This is a genomic window from Nocardioides sp. Z50_6, from assembly GCF_058215755.1.
The window spans coordinates 768,039-786,377 of the sequence record NZ_JBZAJB010000001.1 but is presented as its reverse complement, the minus strand read 5'-3'; the positions used below and the strand labels follow the sequence as shown (position 1 = coordinate 786,377).

The window sequence follows — 18,339 nt, the reverse complement described above, 5'->3', positions numbered from 1 at the left end:
CTGCCGGTGTGCCTGCCGGCGCGCTCGCCGGTGGTCGGGTGGTCACCGATCTCGCGGAGCTGGCGGGCCTCGAGGCCGAGTGGCGCGCCGCCGGCCCCACCGGCCCGGAGACGGACCCCGGCTACTTCACCACCCTGGTCCGGAGCCTCCCCGGCACCGAGTCCCCGTGCGTGCTGTCCCTCCCGCGCGAGGAGGGGGGCACGATGCTCGTCGTCGGCCGGATCGCGAGCACCGCGGTCTGGGTGCGGCTGGGCTACCGCAGGGTCGCGAGGACGACGGGCCGGGCCCTGGTGCTCTCCTTCGACGGGGTGCTGGGGGCGCGCAGCCCGCAGGACTGGCAGCACGTCGTCGGGGCCCTGCTGGCGCTGCTCGACGACCGCGGCCTGGACGCGGTGGTGGCGCCCAAGCTGCCGGAGGGCTCGCCGTTCGTCGCCGCCGTCCGGGGCCTCCTCGGCCCGGCGAGGCTGAGCGTCTCGGGTCCCACGGGCAAGTGGCTCGTCGAGGTGCGCGACGACTGGGGGCAGTGGCTCGAGCGCCTGCCCTCCAAGACGCGGAAGGACTTCCGCTACCACCTGTCCAGGCCGGAGCGCAGGTTCGGGGAGCGGCTCTCGCTGCGCCGTCTCGTCCGGGCGGGCGACCTGGCCGAGCTGAGGGCCGGCCTGGCGTGCGTGGACGCCGGCTCCTACCAGGCCGGTCTGGGCATCGAGGAGATGCCGGCCGCCACCCGCGAGGCGGTGCTGGCCTGGGGGGCGGAGCACGGCGCCCTGCGCTCGTGGCTCGTGCTGGTCGACGGGACGCCGGTCTCCTACTGGTGGGGTTTCGTCGTGGGACGGACGTTCTTCGCCCAGGCCACGGCGTACGACGCCGCCTTCGCGAAGGATCGCCTGGGCAGCTATGCGTTCGGCCGGATGATCGAGGACTGCTGCGAGGACCCGGGGATCGACGAGATCGACCTGGGCTTCGGGGACGCCGCCTACAAGGAGCGGTTCGCCACACGTCACGTGCTGGCCACGGACGTGACCGTCTTCAGCCGGCGACCCCGGGGCCGGCTGATGCGGGTGGTGGTCGGTCTCGACGCGCTCCGGGCGCGGGCGGCCGGTTCCCGGTGGGCTCGAGGGGAGGCGGCGCGCAGGCTCAAGCGACGGTTGCGGGCGAAGGCGGTGCAGGGGCCCGGCGACCGGGGGCCGGTCGCCGGCTGAGCCGGAGGGCGAGCAGCACCAGCAGGGCCGAGGCTGCGAGCCACCCGGACAGGGCACGCACCGGATCGCCGTCGTGGAAGGTCACCGCGACGGAGCCGGGATCGCTCACCACCTCGATCCGGTCGTCCGGTGGGACACCTGCCTCGCTCTCCCACGACGCCAGGGTGGCCCGGACGCGGGCCTCGGCCTCCTCGAGCAGGAGCCGGACCTCCTCGGCGGTGCCGGCCACCGCCTGCACCTCCAGGGTGGGCTGGTCGTAGATGCGCTGCCACTGGGATCCCTCGGAGCGCTGCTGGACGGACCACCCGTGGCGGACCCCCTGGTCCAGGAGGGTCACCTCGGGTGAGATGTCGACGAAGCCCTCCGACCCGCCGACCGAGCGAGCGACCATCCCCGCGACCCCGATGGTGCTGTTCATCCGTGGGGGCAGGAGCGTGGGACCGGGCGGACGCCCGGGCGGGACGAGGATCAGCGCGGACTGACCGAAGTGGACGCCGGGCGGGCTCAGCACCGCCCAGCCGACCAGCAGGCTGAGCAGCAGGGCGCAGACCAGCGGCACCGCTCCGCCGCGACCCGCCCGGCGGAGGTGGCGCCTCGCGTCGCTCGCCCGCTCGGTCCCGCCCATCGAGCCCCATCCTGCACCCCGCTCGAGCCGTTAGGCTAGGCGACCAGCAGCTGGTGGGACCGTGAGACGGCGATGCGTCTCCAGGGGTCTCCAGGGGGATGGGGCGGCGATGACCGTAGGGGCTCTGCTCCGGGCACTGGCGCGGCGTTGGTACGCCACCCTGCTCGGGCTCGTGATCACCGCGGTGGCCGTGGCTGCCGTGATCAACCTCGTTCCGGTGCGCTACGAGGCGCGGGCCTCCCTGGTGCTGCTGCCGCCCGTCTCCACCGAGGCGGAGGTGAAGAACCCCTTCCTGAGCCTCAACGGCCTGGACTCGGTCAACAGCGTGCTGGCGCGCACCATGCAGACCGACCCCGTGGCCCAGCAGGTCGCGGAGGTCTCCGGGGACGCCGATTACACCGTCGCGGAGGATCCCACCGCGAGCGGACCCCTGCTGCTGGTCGTCGTGGAGGACCTGACCGAGCAGGGAGCGCTGACGGCCCGCGACACCCTGGTGGAGATCGCGGCGTCGAGCCTCCAGGAGCTCCAGCTGGCCAGCGAGGTGGAGAGGGAGGCGCTGATCAGGACCTCGGTGGTCTCCGCGGACCCGCTCGTGCAGACGATCCGGAAGTCCCAGCTGCGGGCGCTGCTGGTCGTGCTCTCCGGGGGACTGGTCGCCACCGCGGGTCTGGTGGCCCTGCTCGACGCCTTCCTGAGGCGGCGCCGGCGTCGTCCGGCACCGGGCGACCGGGGCTAGCGATGGCCCTGGCGCGGCTGCGCCACCCGACGGATCGTGCGGTGGGGGACAGCGCCCTCCTGCTCCGCATCTACGTGACGCTGCTGCTCCTCGTGCCCTCGGCGCTCGTGGTCGCCCCGCTGGGAGCCGCGGGAACGCCGGCCCAGCTCTTCGGCATGGCTCTGGCGGTCCTCGCGCTCGTCTGGAGCGCCCTGGCCCCGTCCCGCCCCGGCCAGGAGGTGCAGCAGGTCACCAGGGCGCCGGTGATGGTCCTGATGGCGGTCTTCGCCGCCTGCGTCCTGATCAGCTACTCCGTCGCCGCGGCGGGCACGGTGGGCTCCGTGGAGCTCAGCGCGGCCGACCGGAGCCTGCTCTCGGTCCTCTCCTGGGTGGGCGTCGTCGTCACGGCACTGGTCGTGGGGGCCTCGGCGAGCTCGGAGGAGTCCGTGCTGGGACGGATCGCCGTCCTGTCCGGCCTGATCGCCCTGCTGGGCATCCTCCAGTTCCTCACCGGCGACGTGCTGGTCGACAGGATCAGCATCCCGGGGCTCTCCCTAAACGGTGACATCGGCGGGGTGGGGGAGCGGGTGGGCTTCACCCGGATCGCCGCCACCGCGGTGCACCCGCTCGAGTTCGGCGTGGTGCTGAGCATGGCGCTGCCGCTGGCGCTGCACGTGGCGATGGCGGGCTCCGGTCCGGCGGGGCGTCTTCGGCGCTGGTGGCCGGTGGCAGCCATCGCGGTCGCAGTCCCGCTCAGCATCTCCAGGAGCGCGATCGTCTGCGTCGTCGTCGCCCTGGTCATCGTCTCGATCGGCTGGTCGGGGCGCCAGCGTCGCGCCGCACTCGCCTGGACCGTCGTCCTGCTGATGTCGATCTACGTCCTCGTCCCCGGCATGCTGGGCACCCTGCTCAAGCTCTTCACCGGGATCTCCGAGGACGGCAGCGTCCTGTCACGGACCGACAGCTACAGCCTGGCCGGTGAGTTCATCAGCCGCTCGCCGGTCCTGGGCCGCGGGTTCTTCACCTTCCTCCCGCAGTACCGCATCCTCGACAACCAGTACCTCGGGATGCTGATCGAGATCGGCATCCTCGGGACGCTGTCCTTCCTCGCCCTCCTGGCCGGCTCGATCCTCTCGGGTCTCCGGGCGCTGCGTCACGAGGAGCCGCAGGACAGGTCGCGGACGCGTGCGCTCGTCGCCGCGGTCGCCGCGGCGGCCGTGAGCATGGCGACCTTCGACGCCCTGGGATTCCCCATGGTGCCCGGCCTGCTCTTCCTCTGCCTCGGTCTGCTCGGCGCGAGGGGCCGGAGCCTCACGGCACCCCTGGCCCCCCTGGCGGAGCCGGGCAGTGGCGGCTCCGGGCGCGGGGACTCCCACGGCGTGCATCAGACAGGTGCGTGACGCCTCCGGCTCCGATACCGTTCTCTGGTCCGCACGTCGGACGCCGGACGTCGGGGGAGGGCGGCCATGGGGGAGACCGTGATGGTGGTCTACGGGACCCGTCCCGAGGCGATCAAGATGGCCCCGGTGATCCTGGCGCTGGAGGGATCCCCGCACGTCGACCCGCTCGTGGTGGTCACCGGACAGCACCGGCAGATGCTCGATCAGGTCAACGGCCTCTTCGGCATCACTCCACGCCGCGATCTCGACGTCATCCAGCCACGCCAGCAGCTCCACGAGATGACGCAGCGCATCCTCGCCGGCCTCACCGAGGTCATCCGCGAGGAACGGCCCGACGCCCTGCTGGTCCAGGGCGACACGACCACGACCATGGTCGCGGCGCTCGCCGCCTTCTACGAGCGGGTGCCCGTGGTCCACCTCGAGGCGGGCCTGCGCACGGCGCACCGCTACAACCCCTTCCCGGAGGAGGTCAACAGGCGGCTGACGTCCCAGCTCACCTCCCTGCACCTGGCCCCCACGCCGGTGTCCCGGGCGAACCTGCTGCGCGAAGGTCTCGCGAGCGAGGACGTGGTCGTGACCGGCAACACCGTGATCGACGCCCTGCTCGACGTGGTGGGCAGGCGCCTGCCCCTGGAGAACCCCGCCCTGTCGGTGCTCGACGGCTCGCCGGCGGTCCTGGTCACCACCCACCGTCGCGAGTCCTGGGGTGCGCCGATGGCGCGCACGGCGTCGGCCGTCGCCCGACTGGCCGTCGAGTTCCCGGACACGAGATTCGTGCTGCCCGCGCACCTCAACCCAGTGGTCCGCGAGGTCCTCCTGCCCGCGTTGCGGGGGTTGCCCAACGTGACGGTGACCGAGCCGCTCTCCTACAGCGACTTCGCCCGGGCGATGGACGCCTCCTCGATCATGCTCACCGACAGCGGCGGCGTGCAGGAGGAGGCGCCCAGCCTCGGCAAGCCGGTCCTGGTGCTGCGCGAGACCACGGAGCGGCCGGAGGCGGTCGACGCCGGGACCGTCCGGCTCGTGGGCACGGACGAGGAGCTGATCGTCGGCGCGGTCCGGGAGCTCCTCACCGAGCCGGCGGCGTACGCCGCGATGGCGCGCACCGTGAACCCCTACGGCGACGGTCGTGCCGCTGGCCGGAGTCGGGCCGCGATCGAGCAGTACTTCGGTCGGGGCGTGCGGATCCCCGACTTCAGCCCCTGACCCGGGCCGGGTCGCCTCAGCGCCAGATGCCGCGGGTGTCGTAGAGCACCTTGCCCTCGAGACGGGAGCGGCTCAGCGACCGGAAGTGGTCGTGGTCGACCAGCACGACGACGATGTCGGCGTCGTCGATCGCCTCGTGGACCCGTTGCAGGCGCACCCCGCCCCGGCCCTCCAGCGTCGGCGGCAGGTGGTCGATGAACGGCTCCGCCACCCGCAGGTCCAGGTCGGGCAGCGCGTCCGCGATGTCGGTGACGATGTCCATGGCGGGGCTCTCGCGCAGGTCGTCGACGTTGGCCTTGTAGCCGAGGCCGAGGCAGGCGACGGTCGGGTTGCGGAACCGCTCGGTCTTGGCGATGACCTGCGAGGCCACGTGGTGGGGCTTGCCGTCGTTGACCTCGCGGGCGGTCCGGATCAGCCGTGAGAGCCCGGGCGAGGCGCCCACGATGAACCAGGGGTCCACCGCGATGCAGTGGCCACCGACCCCCGGCCCCGGCGTCAGGATGTCGACGCGCGGGTGGTGGTTGGCCATCTTGATGATCTCCCAGACGTCGAGCCTGAGCTCCTCGCTGATCAGCGACAGCTCGTTGGCGAAGGCGATGTTGACGTCCCGGTAGGCGTTCTCCACGAGCTTGGCCATCTCCGCGCTGGCGGCGTCGGTCAGGTGGATCTCCCCCTGGCTGAAGACCCGGTAGATCGCGGCGGCCTTCGCGGCGCAGCGTCGGGTGACGCCGCCCACCACGCGGTCGTTGGTGATCATCTCCACCATGATCCGCCCAGGGAGCACCCGCTCGGGGCAGTGGGCGACGTGGAAGTCGGGGACCCCCTCCGAGGTGTGCGGGGCCACCAGGTCGGGGCGGAGCTCCTGGAGCCACCTGCTGACGCCCTCGGTGGTGCCGGGGGGAGAGGTGGACTCCAGCACCACGACCTCGCCGCCCCGGAGCCGGGGAGCGATCTCCTCCACCGCCGCGCGCACGTGGCTCAGGTCGGCCTGGTGGTCGTCCCTGAACGGCGTGGGCACCGCGATGATGTAGGCGTCGGCGTCGGGGGTCTTGGTGGTGGCGGTGAGCCGGCCCATCGACACCGCCCCGCTGACCCCGATGGCCAGGTCGGGCTCGACGAACGGCAGCTCGCCCCTCGACACGGCGGCGACGGTGCTCTCGTTGACGTCGACCCCGATCACCTCGACCCCGCCCACCGCGAGGGAGACGGCCGTCGGCAGGCCGATGTAGCCCAGCCCGATGACCGCGACCGTTCCGTTGAAGACCTCATCCATCGTCTTGCCCCCGTCTTCTGTGCACTCAGTGCGGTGTCGGTGTCGGTGTGGGTGTGGGTGTCTGGGTGACCGGGCCGCGAGGACGCGGCACGGCCGGCCGGCGGTAGGGCCGGCGCGGGTGGATCCGCTCTGCCGCGAGCAGGCCGACGAACGCCGCGTTGGTGACCAGGTAGCGCCGCCAGAGCCGGCGGGGCTCCTGGCGGACCCGGTAGGCCCACTCGAGTCCCGCTCGCTGCCAGCGCTCGGGCGCCCGGCGGGTGAGCCCCGCGAGGACGTCGAAGGAACCCCCGACCCCGTGCAGGACCGGGACGTCGAGCTCGTGGCCGAAGGTCGCGAGGAAGATCTCCTTGTGCGGGGTCGTCATCGCGAGGAAGAGCATGTCCGCCCGTGAGTGCCGGATCCCGTCGGCCACCTCCTGCGCCTGGGAGGCGTCGAAGTAGCCGTCGCGGCTGCCGGCGACCACCAGCCCGGGCCAGCGTCGCGCCACGACCTCAGCCATGGCCGCCAGCACCGCCGGCCTGGCGCCCAGGAAGTAGACCCGCCGGTGCTCCCGGTCGGCCAGGTCGAGCAGCGCCTCGAACAGGTCGATCCCGGCGACCCGCTCCGGCAGCGGTCTGCCCAGGACCTTGCTGGCCCAGACGACCGACTGGCCGTCGGCCAGGAGCACGTCGCAGGCGAGGAGGGAGTCGCGGAGCAGCTGGTCGGCCGTGAGCTTGACGACCTTCGCCGCGTTGACGACGCCGATGAGGAGCCGCTCGCGGGTGCGCACCGCGTCCCGGGCCAGGGCGACGGTCTCGGCCAGGGTCAGCGAGTCGACGTCGAGGCCGAAGAGCTGCTGGTGTCCGAGGACCCTGGACTCACTCATCGTCGCCGCCGGCGGGGAGCCAGGCGTAGAGCAGCCAGCCCAGCTCGTAGGGCCGGCACTCGTGGTCGATTCGCCGCGGTGGCAGGACGAGGTCGAGGCCGGGCACCCGGGCGGCGGGCACGGCCGCGGACAGGGCGGCCTGCAGTGCTCTGGCCGCCTTGGGGGGCTCTCGCCGTCCCACCTTGCGCCACACCAGCCCCCACCGCTCGGAGACGAGCTCGTCGAGCACCTCGGGGTGGCGGTCGAGCCACCCGAGGCCTCGCGCGACGGCCGGGCGGTGGTCCGCGCCACCCGCCTCGAGCAGGTCGAAGAGGACCATCGGGGCCATCGCGTGCTGGTGCACGCTGTAGACCGGGAAGCGCTCGACGACCGTGCCGTGGCGCGAGTCGTAGTGCCACCACCACTGGCCTGCGGCGCCCTGGAGCTCGCAGAGCGTGGCCGCGGTGCCGTTGGCCGCCTCGAGCCACTCGGATCGCCCGGCCACCGAGGCCCGTGCCAGGGCCTGCAGCGGATACACCTGGTCGGCGAAGCTGCCGACATGGGCCCGCCACCGTGGCTGCGCGGCGGCGGGGAGCAGGTGGGGGTAGATCCCGGCCTCGCCCCGGTGGGCCAGGAGCCTCTCGGCGGCGAGCTCGGTCACGGCGCCGGTGTGGCCGAGCCGGCTCGCGGCGGTCGCGGCGGTGAGCATCCAGGCGACGTCCACGGTGGGCAGCGGCCCGCCTGCGGCGAGGAGCTCCTCGAGCCGACGGAAGAGCTTGTCGCAGAAGGTGTGGCCGACCTCCGCCTCCGCCCACGCCACCAGGGCCACGGCACCCGGGTCGGGGTCGTCCAGCGCGAGATGGGCGGTGCGGACGAGCAGCTGCTCGAGCATCGTCCCGCCCAGCACGGCCCGGGCCGGCTCCGCGCCCAGGCGCCCCAGGCCGAGCAGGGCCATCGCCGAGTAACGCAGGTTGTGGCCCTCGGCCCGCACCCGCAACCCGTCAGGGCCCCTGACCAGCCGGAGCGTCTGCGCGAACTCCCCGCGCGGAGCGTCGTACCCGCGAGCCAACCCCCCAGCAGCCAGCTCCACCAGCCTTCGGACCGCCTCGGCCCCCTCGCGCCCGACCTGCTCCGCCCGCGGGGCGGGATGCCCCGAGCGCACGTTCTTCACCACCATCAGACCCCCCGACATCTCGCTCCATCGTGTGCTACGTCACACGGGGGCGATACCACCATAATTGGGTAAATGGTGACTAGTCGTCAACAAGGACGGTCGGTGACCATGCCTCCTCGACGAAGCGCAGGGGCGCCGTCTCCGCGTCCACGTCCAGGGACCAGACGTCGGTCACGCCGGGCTCGTCGGGGCGCGGCATCCCGTAGAGGAGCGTGTCGTCATCGAGCCACGCGACCTGGTCGTCCACGCCGCGTGGGCTTTGGGGCAGGACCCGTCTTCGGCCCGTGGCGAGGTCCAGCACGGCGAGACCCCAGACCTTCTCGTCGCCCGGCTCGACGTCGACCTTGAAGGCCACCCGCGAGCCGTCCGGGGAGAGGGAGGGACACTCGGCGTCCTCGGTGACCGAGGTGAGGGTCCGGGAGCCGAGGTCGCCCTCGACCAACCAGGTCCTCCCGGCGGTGGCGACGGTGGCGTAGAAGCGCTCGCCGCCGGCGAAGGTCACCCCCCACACGTTGCGGTCGGCCGGCTCGGTCCGGCGTCCCTCCAGGACCAGGGCGAACTCCTCCAGGTCGCCCCAGTCCTGCCCCGCACCCCACTCGCGGACCACCGTCTCGGTGGAGAAGCCGACTGTCGTGTAGGAGTGGCCCGTCACGAACGACGTGGTGGCCACGAGGGCGCCGTCGAGGGAGACCTGGGTCCTGCTGGGGATCCCGGGGAGCGGGTGGGTGCGTTGCACCTGCCAGTCCGGACCGAGCTCGCTGGCCTCGAAGAGGGTGCCCGCCCGCCTGATCGCCAGGCACGACGCGCCTCCGTGCCAGGCGGCCACGCGGTCGCACTCCACCCCGGTGAACTCGCGCGCACCCTGCGGGTCGTCCAGCGCGACCAGGGTCACCTGCCCGTACCTGCTGTCCAGGCCGGTGTGGCGGAAGACGATCCTGGGGCGCGCAGCGATGCTCCCCGTCCTGGCCTCCGCCGCCTTCGGTGCGCGCTCGCCCTGGGCGACCACCCGGTCGCGCTCGGCCAGGACGTACGCCGTCGCGCCGCCGACGACCACGACGGTCACCGCGGTGAAGGCGGCCACCCGCGCCCCGGCCCTCATCCGTTCGCCACCGCTTCGTCCAGGCGCCGCACCCGCGTCGCGGCGAGCAGCACCAGGCAGGCCAGGGCGCCGGCGACCACCAGCATCGCGGTGCGCGGGCCCACGAGCAGCCACAGCGAACCGAACCCGACCGAGGCGACCATCCGGGCCAGCGCCACCACGGTCTGGGCGGCCGCGATACCGCTGGTGCGTGCCTGCACGGGCACCAGTCGGCCGGCCACAGCGGCGATCACCCCGTCGGTGGCGGCATAGAAGCCACCGAGCAGGAGCACGGTGGTCAGGGTGGCGACCGCCGTGGAGGCCGGGAGGGTGGCGCACAGGTAGGCGCCGGCCAGCAGGAGGTGCCCTCCGACCAGGACCCGGGCGCGGCCGACCCGGTCGGCGAGCCGTCCGACGGGGACCGCGAGCAGGAGGTAGGCGACGTTGGTGCCGACGTAGAGCAGGGGGAACCACTCGACGGCGAGCCCGCCCCCGTCGAGCAGGACCAGGTAGACGAAGCCGTCGCCGACGGTGAGGACCCCCAGCCCGCCTGCCACCGCCAGCAGCGGACGGAGTCGTCGGTCGGTCAGGTCCCGCCAGCGGAAGGGCGGGGGGACGCTGGTCCCGGTCCGGTCGGGAGCGGGGCGGACCCGTTGGTCGGGGCCCAGCAGTCCGAGGAGGGCCAGCCCCACCAGCGCGAACGCCAGCGAGGCCACCAGGACCACGGTGTAGTCGCCGGGGACCAGCCACAGCAGGGCGAACGCGATCAGCGGACCCAGGGCGGCCCCGATCGTGTCCAGCATCCGGTGCACGCCGAAGGCCCGACCGAGGTACGCGGTCGGCGTGGCCGAGGAGATCATCGCGTCGCGCGGCGCGGTGCGGATCCCCTTGCCCACCCGGTCGACCGCCACCACCGTGGCGATGCTGCCCACCCCGGTGGCGAAGAGCAGGAAGACCCGCGCGAGCGCGGAGAGCGCGTAGCCCGTGAAGGCGACCCACTTGGGTCGGTCCGTCCGGTCGGCCACCCACCCCCCGCCCAGCCGGACCAGGGCGCCCACGCCCTGGTAGAGACCGTCGACGAATCCGTAGGCGAGCACGGAGAGACCGACCACGCCGGTGAGGTAGAGCGGCAGGATCGCCGCGACGGACTCCGAGGAGACGTCGGTGAGCAGGCTGACCAGGCCGAGCGTCACCACGACCCGTCCCACCGGCCGGCGCGGCGCGGCGGGGTCGCCCCCGGTCGCGGGCCGGTCGCGGAGGGAGAGGTACACCGGTCTCAGTCCCCGGCGGCGCGCCGCACGCCGTCGCGGTGCGCTCTCGGGCTTGCTGCGCGCATCTCAGGCCCCCTCGCGTGACGGGCCCGGCAAGCGCCCGCACCAGCCCAGTATCGGCTCGTGGAGCGACGGGGGGAATCCCTCCGGGGGGTCTTTGCCACGTCTCACGCCGGTGCCGACGAGGTTCCGCGACGTGAGAGGCTGCGGTGCGTGACCACTCCCGAGACCCCGATCCCAGCCGCAGCCCTCTCCGACGACCACGCCTTCGCCACCTGGGCGGCCGAGCAGGCGGGCGAGCGCCTCCTGGCGGTCCGCGCCCAGGGCCTCGAGGGCAGGGCCCTCAAGGACGCCGGCGACGCGGCCGCGCAGGCGATCCTCGCCGAGCTGCTGGCCACCTACCGTCCCGACGACGCCGTCCTCTCCGAGGAGGCGTCCGACGACAAGGCCCGTCTCGACGCCGACCGGGTCTGGATCATCGACCCGCTGGACGGGACCCGCGAGTTCTCCGAGCCGCCCCGCGACGACTGGGCGGTGCACGTGGCGCTGTGGCAGTCGGGCGAGCTGGTCGCCGGCGCGGTGGCCCAGCCCGCGCTGGGGGAGACCTTCAACACCGGCATCCCGGCGGTGGTGCCGCCGCGCACGTCGCAGAAGCCGCGGATCGCGGTCTCGCGCTCGCGCCCCCCGGCCTTCGTCGAGGCGCTCGCCGCCGAGCTGGACGCCGTCCTGGTGCCGATGGGCTCGGCCGGGGTCAAGGTGATGAGCGTGGTCCGCGACGTCGCGGACGCCTACGTGCACGCGGGCGGGCAGTACGAGTGGGACAACGCCGCCCCGGTCGCCGTCGCACGGGCCGCGGGCCTCTTCTGCTCCCGGGTCGACGGCTCCGAGCTGGTCTACAACAAGGACGACGTCTCGCTGCCCGACCTGATCGTCTGCCGCCCCGAGCTGGCCGAGTCGATCGTCGACTTCGTGCGGCGGCACGGGACCGACTGAACGACCGACCGCCGAACGCCGACAGCCGCGGCCCCTCGTGGGGACCGCGGCTGTCGTGTCTGGCGGGTGCTGCCCGGTGCTGAGTGGTGCTGGGCTCAGCCCACGGGGCGGAAGAATCCGCGGCTGGTGACGATGCCGTAGGCGGTGGCCGAGTACGTCTCGTCGTCCTTGGTCACGAACTGGAAGGAGTACTCCGGCCCGATCTTCTTGGGGGCGGGCAGCTTCACGGTGAACTTGCCCTTCTTGTCGGTCTTGATCTTGCGGAGCTTCTTGTACTCCGCGTTGTCCTTCTTCTTCCAGAAGATGGTGATCGGCTTCTTCGTGTAGGACGGGGTCACCTTGCCCTTGATGACCGTGCCCTTCTTGGTCTTGTTCTTGCCCACGTTCGTCTTGAACTTGCGGGTGACCGCCACCGGGACCGGCGCGGAGGTCGCCGCCAGGAAGTTGTCCTCGTACTGGCTGGCCGCGTTGTAGCCGCTGTAGACGACGCGGAACAGCGCGTTGGAGTCCGGCTTGATGTCGCGGAAGGTGCCGTACGTCGCGCCGGTCGGGGCGCCGAGGTCGACCCAGGTGCCGCTCTTCGCGGTGAACATCTGGAGCGTCGAGACGCCCTTGAAGGCGCCCTTCTCCGCGCCGGTGGAGTCGACGTAGCGCAGGTCGACCTCGACGTTGACCGTGGCGCCGACCGGGATGCGGCCGCTGTCCGCGTAGTCGAGGGGCAGGCTCACCTCGACGGTCGGCGTCGGCTGGAACGTCTCGGTGGCGTTGGCCGGTGCGCTGAGCGCGAGCGGGCTGAGGCCCAGGAGTCCGGCGGTGGTGAGTCCTGCGATGAGGCGGGTGGTGTTCATTCCCCGTTGGTCCCTTTCTGAATGGTGTGGGCGTCGCCCACGAAGTCGGCTGGCTGCCCCCGAGAGCCGCCGCGCAAGTCCTACCCCATGGTGGGTACGGACAAACCAGCAGGGGTCGTGCCGCATGGCCCGAACGGGTCATTTGTGGGCCGTTCTGCGCCATTCGGCCCCGCCGGGTCCGGACGCGGGTCACCGTGGAGGAATGTGGGACACCATCGACACCTCGCGCGCGAGCCATCTCTCGCACGACCGCCCGTGCACGGCCTGCGGGCACGCGCTGCACGTCTACCTGCCGTGCTCGGACAGCTGCGACTGCGAGCCGACCGTCCCCGAGCCGCCCCGGTCGCCGGGCCGGCGCCGGCCGGTGAGCGTCTGAGCGTCGCGCTCGTGCCTGACCCCGCGACGTAGACTCGCGACATCACCCCGCCGGACGTGCAGGCGGGGTCTCTCGTGTTGCCCGTCGTCGGAAGGCCCCTGTCGTGAGCTCTGGCTCCACGCTCACCTCACTCACCCGCGCCGTCCTGGCCGATCCTGCCCTCGCCGAGTCCATGGCAGACGCCAGGGACGGCTCCCTGCGCACCCTGGACCTCACCGGCCCGGCCGCGCTGCGCCCCTTCGTGGTGCGGGGGCTGGTCGACGCCGGCCGCTTCGTCCTGGTGGTCACCGCCACCACCCGGGAGGCCGAGGACCTGACCACCGCGCTGGGTGCCCTGGTCGACCCGGCCAAGGTGGCGCACTACCCCTCGTGGGAGACCCTGCCGCACGAGCGGCTCAGCCCGCGCAGCGACACCGTGGGCCGACGGCTGGCGGTGCTGCGACGCCTGGTCCACCCCGGCGAGGACGCCAGCAACGGTCCTCTCTCGGTGGTCGTGGCGCCGGTCCGGTCGCTGCTGCAGCCCCAGGTCAAGGGGCTGGCCGACCTGGTGCCCGTCGAGCTCGTCAAGGGCGGGCAGGCCTCGCTCGAGGACGTCGTGCGCGGCCTCTCCGACGCGGCGTACTCCCGGGTCGACCTGGTGGAGCGGCGCGGCGAGTTCGCCGTCCGCGGCGGCATCGTCGACGTCTTCCCGCCCACCGAGGAGCACCCGCTGCGGGTGGAGTTCTGGGGCGACGACGTGGAGGAGATCCGCAGCTTCTCCGTCGCCGACCAGCGCACGATGGAGGAGGTGCCCCGGCTGTGGGCGCCGCCGTGCCGCGAGCTGCTGCTCACCGACGAGGTCCGCGAGCGGGCCGCCGAGCTCGGCCGGGCCCACCCCCAGCTGCTGGAGATGACCGACAAGATGGCGGCCGGGATGGCCGTGGAGGGCATGGAGTCCCTGGCGCCGGTGCTCGTCGACGAGATGGAGCTCCTGGTCGACCTGCTGCCGGCCGAGAGCCACGTGCTGGTGCTGGACCCCGAGCGGGTCCGTACCCGCGCCCACGACCTGGTCGCCACCAGCGAGGAGTTCCTCGGGGCGAGCTGGGCCGCGGCGGCCGGCGGCGGTGCCGCCCCGATCGACCTCTCGGTCGCCTCCTACCGCGAGGTCTCCGAGGTGCGCGAGCACACCCTGGAGCGGGGGATGCCGTGGTGGTCGATGAGCCCCTTCGGCCTCGGGGACTCCGCGGAGCTGGCCGAGCTCGACCTCGACGTGCGGATCGGCGCGGTGGAGTCGCGCACCCTCTCCGCCCAGCCGGTCGAGAGCTACCGGGGCGAGACGGAGCGGGCCCTGCACGACATCAAGGGCTGGCTGGCCAAGGGCCACCAGGTCGTCGTGATGTATCCCGGCCACGGTCCCGCCCAGCGCCTGGTCGAGGTGCTCGGCGAGCACGACGTGCCGGCCCGCCTCGTCGGGCCCGAGGAGCCGCCGGCCGGGCCCGGCGTGGTCACCGTGACCTGCGGGCCCCTGGACCACGGCTTCACCGACCCGGACCGCCGGATCGTGCTCCTGACCTCGGAGGACCTCTCGGGCCAGAAGTCCTCGACCCGCGACATGCGCCGGATGCCGGCGCGCCGCAAGAGGCAGATCGACCCGCTCGAGCTGAAGACCGGCGACTACGTCGTCCACGAGAAGCACGGCGTCGGGCGCTTCATCGAGATGAAGCAGCGCGTGGTGCAGGGCGCGACCCGGGAGTACCTCGTGGTCGAGTACGGCGCCTCCAAGCGGGGGGCCCCGCCGGACCGGCTCTACATCCCGGCGGACACCCTGGACCAGGTCACCCGCTACGTCGGCGGCGAGCAGCCGAGCCTGGACCGGCTCGGCGGGGCCGACTGGGCCAAGCGCAAGAACAAGGCCCGCAAGGCGGTCCGCGAGATCGCCGCCGAGCTGATCAAGCTCTACGCCGCCCGGCAGGCGACCCAGGGTTACGCCTACGGACCCGACACCCCCTGGCAGCGGGAGCTGGAGGACGCCTTCCCGTTCGCGGAGACCCCCGACCAGCTCACCACGGTCGACGAGGTCAAGGCCGACATGCGCCGGACCGTCCCGATGGACCGCCTGATCTGCGGCGACGTGGGCTACGGCAAGACCGAGATCGCCGTCCGCGCCGCCTTCAAGGCCGTCCAGGAGGGCAAGCAGGTGGCGGTGCTGGTGCCGACCACCCTGCTGGTCACCCAGCACCTGAGCACCTTCACCGAGCGGATGAGCGGCTTCCCGGTGGTGCTCAAGGCGCTGAGCCGCTTCCAGAGCGACAAGGAGGCCAAGGAGGTGATGGCGGGGATGGCCGACGGCTCGGTCGACATCGTCGTCGGCACCCACCGGCTGCTCGGCAAGGACGTTCGCTTCAAGGACCTCGGGCTGATCATCGTCGACGAGGAGCAGCGCTTCGGCGTCGAGCACAAGGAGCAGATGAAGCAGCTGCGCACGTCGGTCGACGTCCTCGCCATGAGCGCCACCCCGATCCCGCGGACCCTGGAGATGGCGGTCACCGGGATCCGGGAGATGTCGACCATCACCACCCCGCCCGAGGAGCGCCACCCGGTGCTGACCTACGTGGGCGGCTACGAGGACCGCACGGTGATCGCCGCGGTGCGCCGCGAGCTGCTCCGAGACGGGCAGGTCTTCTACATCCACAACCGGGTGCAGTCGATCGAGAAGGCCGCCGCCAAGCTGCGTGAGCTGGTCCCGGAGGCCCGGGTGGCCACCGCCCACGGGCAGATGGGGGAGAAGCAGCTCGAGCAGGTGATGCTCGACTTCTGGGAGAAGCGCTTCGACGTGCTGGTCTGCACCACGCTGGTCGAGTCGGGCCTCGACGTCTCCAACGCCAACACGATGATCATCGAGCGCTCCGACACCCTCGGGCTCTCCCAGCTCCACCAGCTGCGCGGGCGGGTGGGCCGCTCGCGCGAGCGCGCCTACGCCTACTTCCTCTACCCGTCGGAGAAGCCGCTGACCGAGACCGCCCACGAGCGGCTCGCCACCCTGGCCCAGCACTCCGACCTCGGCGGCGGCATGGCGATCGCGATGAAGGACCTCGAGATCCGCGGCGCCGGCAACCTGCTGGGCGGCGAGCAGTCCGGGCACATCGCCGACGTCGGCTTCGACCTCTACGTCCGGCTGGTGGGCGAGGCGGTCAGCGAGTTCCGCGGGGAGGAGAGCGACGAGGTGGACGAGGTCCGCATCGAGCTGCCGGTCGACGCCCACCTGCCCCACGACTACGTGCCCAGCGAGCGCCTCCGGCTGGAGATGTACAAGCGGCTCTCGGAGGTCCGCGGTGACGCCGACGTCGACGAGATCCGCGAGGAGCTGGTCGACCGCTACGGGCCCCCGCCCGAGGTGGTGGAGACCCTGCTGGTGGTGGCGCGCTTCCGGGCGCGGGCCAGGAACGCCGGTCTCACCGAGATCGGGCTCGCCGGCAAGAACGTCCGGTTCGCCCCGGTCACCCTGCCCGACTCGCGGCAGGTGCGGCTGCAACGGCTCTACCCCAAGGCCAAGCTGCACAGCCAGGTCGACGCCCTCCTGGTGCCCCGCCCGCTCGGGTCGGCGAACGGCTCCGGGATCGCCCTGCTTCAATGGGCCCACGGAGTCATCGACCAGATCATCGACCCCGCGCCTCCGGGCGCCCCCGCTCCGACCAGCTGAATGCCGCGCACCACCGAGGAGAACCCGTGAGCTCGTCCCGCTTCCGTCGTACCGCCCCCGCTGCGGCCATTGCAGCGGCGGCCGCCGTGCTGCTCTCGAGCTGTGGTGTCACCGACGCCCAGACCGCCGCCCGGGTCGGGGACGCGGAGATCACGGTCTCCGAGGTCGACGGTGTCGCCCGGGCGCTGTGCACCAGCTCCGAGCCCCAGCTGGAGGAGGCCGGCCAGACGCTGCCGATGAAGATGGCGCGCCAGGCCTCGCTCAACCTGCTCACCCTCAGCGAGGTGGCCCACCAGATCGCCGACGAGTACGACGTGAAGCCCGGCCCCGCCTACGAGCGGGCGCGAGCCCAGTCGGCGGCGGCCGCCGAGGAGCTGCCGGAGGACCAGCGCGACGACTTCGTCACCGCGGCGTCCGTCGACGCCCTCCTGCAGGGGGTCTGGGAGGCGACCGGCGAGGTCCTGCTGGCCGAGGAGGGCGTCGAGGACCTCCAGGAGGGGCAGGCCGTCGCGCGCGGCGCGGAGCTCTTCTGGAGCTGGCCCGAGACGCTCGACCTCGAGCTCAACCCGGTCTTCGACGTCCAGGTCGTCGACGGCCAGCTGGAGCCCGCCAACGGTGCCGGCGACGTCAGCGTCCCCGTCTCCGAGGACGCGGTGGCGGCGAACGCCCCCGAGCCGGACCCGAGCCGGGCGGCCGGGCTGCCCGCCAACCTGCGCTGCGGCTGACCCAGGCGCCGTGACCGCGGAGGAGCAGCCCCTGCTGGAGCTCGCCTCGGTGATGCGGCGGCTGCGCGCCGAGTGCCCCTGGAAGGCGGCCCAGACCCACCGGTCGCTCCAGCGTCACCTGCTGGAGGAGACGTGGGAGACGCTCGAGGCGATCGACGTCGGTGACGCCACCGGGGAGTGGGACCACCTCCGCGAGGAGCTCGGCGACCTGTTGCTCCAGGTCTACTTCCACGCCGCGGTCGCCGAGGAGGCGGGCACCTTCACCCTCGACGACGTGGCGCGCGGCATCGTGGAGAAGATGCGGCGTCGCAACCCGCACGTCTTCGGCGACGCGGCCGCCCCCGAGGGCGGCGCGCTGGACGCCGCCGCCGTCAACGAGCTCTGGGAGCAGGCCAAGGCCGCCGAGAAGGAGCGGGCCTCCGTCTTCGACGGGCTCCCGCCCGGGCTGCCGGCGCTGCTGCTCGCCGACAAGGTGCTCGACCGCCTCGAACGCGCCGGCCGCACCCCCGCGCCCTCTCCCGCGGAACGTCATCACGAGGGGTCGTCCGAACGACCGGCGGTGATGACGTCCGACGAGGTGGGGGAGGAGCTGCTCGCTCTCGTGGCTCGGGCCCGCGCCGACGGCATCGACCCGGAGCAGGCGCTGCGCGACGCCGTACGACGTCTGGTCTGAGCGCCCGCCTCTGCCCCCCTCTGCCCCCTCTGCCCCCTCCGCCCGCTCCGCCCGCTCCCGCAGGACGTCATCGCGAGCGGTCGTCGGAGCGACCGGAAGCGATGACGTCCCACGAGGTGGCTGACGGGAGACGGGGCGAGGGGGCGTCGCGCTGAGGGTGGAGAGGTGGCGGAACGGGCCTCCTGAGCCCCGTTCGTGCAGGTCAGCGGAGGGCTGGGGGTGACTTGGGTGGCGTTGTGGGACGCTATTGACTCCTAAGT

16 protein-coding genes are annotated in these 18,339 nt (G+C 72.9%); 9 read left to right on the top strand and 7 right to left on the bottom strand.

The genetic code is table 11. The features are described 5' to 3' along the window. Positions 1-8: 8 nt before the first annotated feature. Positions 9-1,199 carry a GNAT family N-acetyltransferase gene (locus tag AC4BGE_RS03805; protein ID WP_490574393.1) on the top strand — a complete coding sequence of 397 codons (1,191 nt, stop codon included), beginning with the start codon at positions 9-11 and terminating at the stop codon, positions 1,197-1,199. Here AC4BGE_RS03805 and AC4BGE_RS03800 read toward each other — a convergent pair. Next, positions 1,135-1,824 carry a hypothetical protein gene (locus AC4BGE_RS03800; protein ID WP_490574392.1) on the bottom strand — a complete coding sequence of 230 codons (690 nt, stop codon included), beginning with the start codon at positions 1,822-1,824 and terminating at the stop codon, positions 1,135-1,137. The genes AC4BGE_RS03805 and AC4BGE_RS03800 overlap by 65 nt on opposite strands. 109 nt (positions 1,825-1,933) lie before the next feature. Here AC4BGE_RS03800 and AC4BGE_RS03795 point away from each other — a divergent pair, with 109 nt between their 5' ends. From AC4BGE_RS03795 to wecB, 3 genes are all read left to right on the top strand, one after another. Next, positions 1,934-2,560, top strand: a complete 627-nt coding sequence (locus tag AC4BGE_RS03795; protein ID WP_490571672.1) for a hypothetical protein — start codon at positions 1,934-1,936, stop codon at positions 2,558-2,560. 41 nt (positions 2,561-2,601) lie between these two features. After that, entirely contained in the window at positions 2,602-3,939 is a 1,338-nt protein-coding gene (locus tag AC4BGE_RS03790) for an O-antigen ligase family protein (protein ID WP_490574391.1), read from the top strand. 66 nt (positions 3,940-4,005) lie between these two features. Further along, positions 4,006-5,145, top strand: coding sequence for a non-hydrolyzing UDP-N-acetylglucosamine 2-epimerase (gene wecB, locus AC4BGE_RS03785; RefSeq protein WP_490574390.1), 1,140 nt, complete (start codon positions 4,006-4,008; stop codon positions 5,143-5,145). A gap of 16 nt (positions 5,146-5,161) precedes the next feature. Here the strand turns inward: wecB and wecC are convergent, their stop codons facing one another. The 5 genes from wecC to AC4BGE_RS03760 all read right to left on the bottom strand — a co-directional run bounded on the left by wecC (position 5,162) and on the right by AC4BGE_RS03760 (position 10,785). Beyond that, positions 5,162-6,418: a UDP-N-acetyl-D-mannosamine dehydrogenase gene (wecC, locus tag AC4BGE_RS03780; RefSeq protein WP_490574389.1), complete on the bottom strand. Its 1,257-nt coding sequence runs from the start codon at positions 6,416-6,418 to the stop codon at positions 5,162-5,164. Between the two features lie 25 nt (positions 6,419-6,443). After that, positions 6,444-7,283 carry a WecB/TagA/CpsF family glycosyltransferase gene (locus tag AC4BGE_RS03775; RefSeq protein ID WP_490574388.1) on the bottom strand — a complete coding sequence of 280 codons (840 nt, stop codon included), beginning with the start codon at positions 7,281-7,283 and terminating at the stop codon, positions 6,444-6,446. Beyond that, the gene (locus tag AC4BGE_RS03770; protein WP_490574387.1) at positions 7,276-8,454 is read right to left on the bottom strand and encodes a hypothetical protein; all 1,179 of its coding nucleotides are present in this window, start codon (positions 8,452-8,454) and stop codon (positions 7,276-7,278) included. Before AC4BGE_RS03770 ends, AC4BGE_RS03775 begins: the two co-directional genes overlap by 8 nt. A 61-nt stretch (positions 8,455-8,515) precedes the next feature. After that, a complete protein-coding gene (locus AC4BGE_RS03765) occupies positions 8,516-9,535 on the bottom strand; it encodes a TolB-like translocation protein (protein ID WP_490574386.1) in 1,020 nt (339 codons plus the stop codon). After that, on the bottom strand, positions 9,532-10,785 hold the full coding sequence (locus tag AC4BGE_RS03760) for an MFS transporter (protein WP_490574385.1): 1,254 nt from the start codon (positions 10,783-10,785) through the stop codon (positions 9,532-9,534). Before AC4BGE_RS03760 ends, AC4BGE_RS03765 begins: the two co-directional genes overlap by 4 nt. Positions 10,786-10,998: 213 nt before the next feature. On the opposite strand from AC4BGE_RS03760, the gene AC4BGE_RS03755 reads away from it, so the two are divergent. Then, on the top strand, positions 10,999-11,778 hold the full coding sequence (locus AC4BGE_RS03755) for a 3'(2'),5'-bisphosphate nucleotidase CysQ (protein WP_490574384.1): 780 nt from the start codon (positions 10,999-11,001) through the stop codon (positions 11,776-11,778). Between the two features lie 95 nt (positions 11,779-11,873). Here the strand turns inward: AC4BGE_RS03755 and AC4BGE_RS03750 are convergent, their stop codons facing one another. Beyond that, positions 11,874-12,626, bottom strand: a complete 753-nt coding sequence (locus AC4BGE_RS03750; protein ID WP_490574383.1) for a hypothetical protein — start codon at positions 12,624-12,626, stop codon at positions 11,874-11,876. A gap of 202 nt (positions 12,627-12,828) precedes the next feature. Between AC4BGE_RS03750 and AC4BGE_RS03745 the strand changes: the two genes are divergently transcribed. The 4 genes from AC4BGE_RS03745 to AC4BGE_RS03730 all read left to right on the top strand — a co-directional run bounded on the left by AC4BGE_RS03745 (position 12,829) and on the right by AC4BGE_RS03730 (position 18,079). After that, positions 12,829-13,002, top strand: a complete 174-nt coding sequence (locus AC4BGE_RS03745; RefSeq protein WP_490574382.1) for a hypothetical protein — start codon at positions 12,829-12,831, stop codon at positions 13,000-13,002. 172 nt (positions 13,003-13,174) lie between these two features. Continuing rightward, positions 13,175-16,681, top strand: a complete 3,507-nt coding sequence (gene mfd / locus AC4BGE_RS03740; RefSeq protein WP_490574525.1) for a transcription-repair coupling factor — start codon at positions 13,175-13,177, stop codon at positions 16,679-16,681. 26 nt (positions 16,682-16,707) lie between these two features. Next, positions 16,708-17,406, top strand: a complete 699-nt coding sequence (locus tag AC4BGE_RS03735) for a hypothetical protein (RefSeq protein WP_490574381.1) — start codon at positions 16,708-16,710, stop codon at positions 17,404-17,406. Positions 17,407-17,416: 10 nt separating this feature from the next. Beyond that, positions 17,417-18,079: a MazG nucleotide pyrophosphohydrolase domain-containing protein gene (locus AC4BGE_RS03730; protein WP_490571684.1), complete on the top strand. Its 663-nt coding sequence runs from the start codon at positions 17,417-17,419 to the stop codon at positions 18,077-18,079. Positions 18,080-18,339 lie beyond the last annotated feature (260 nt).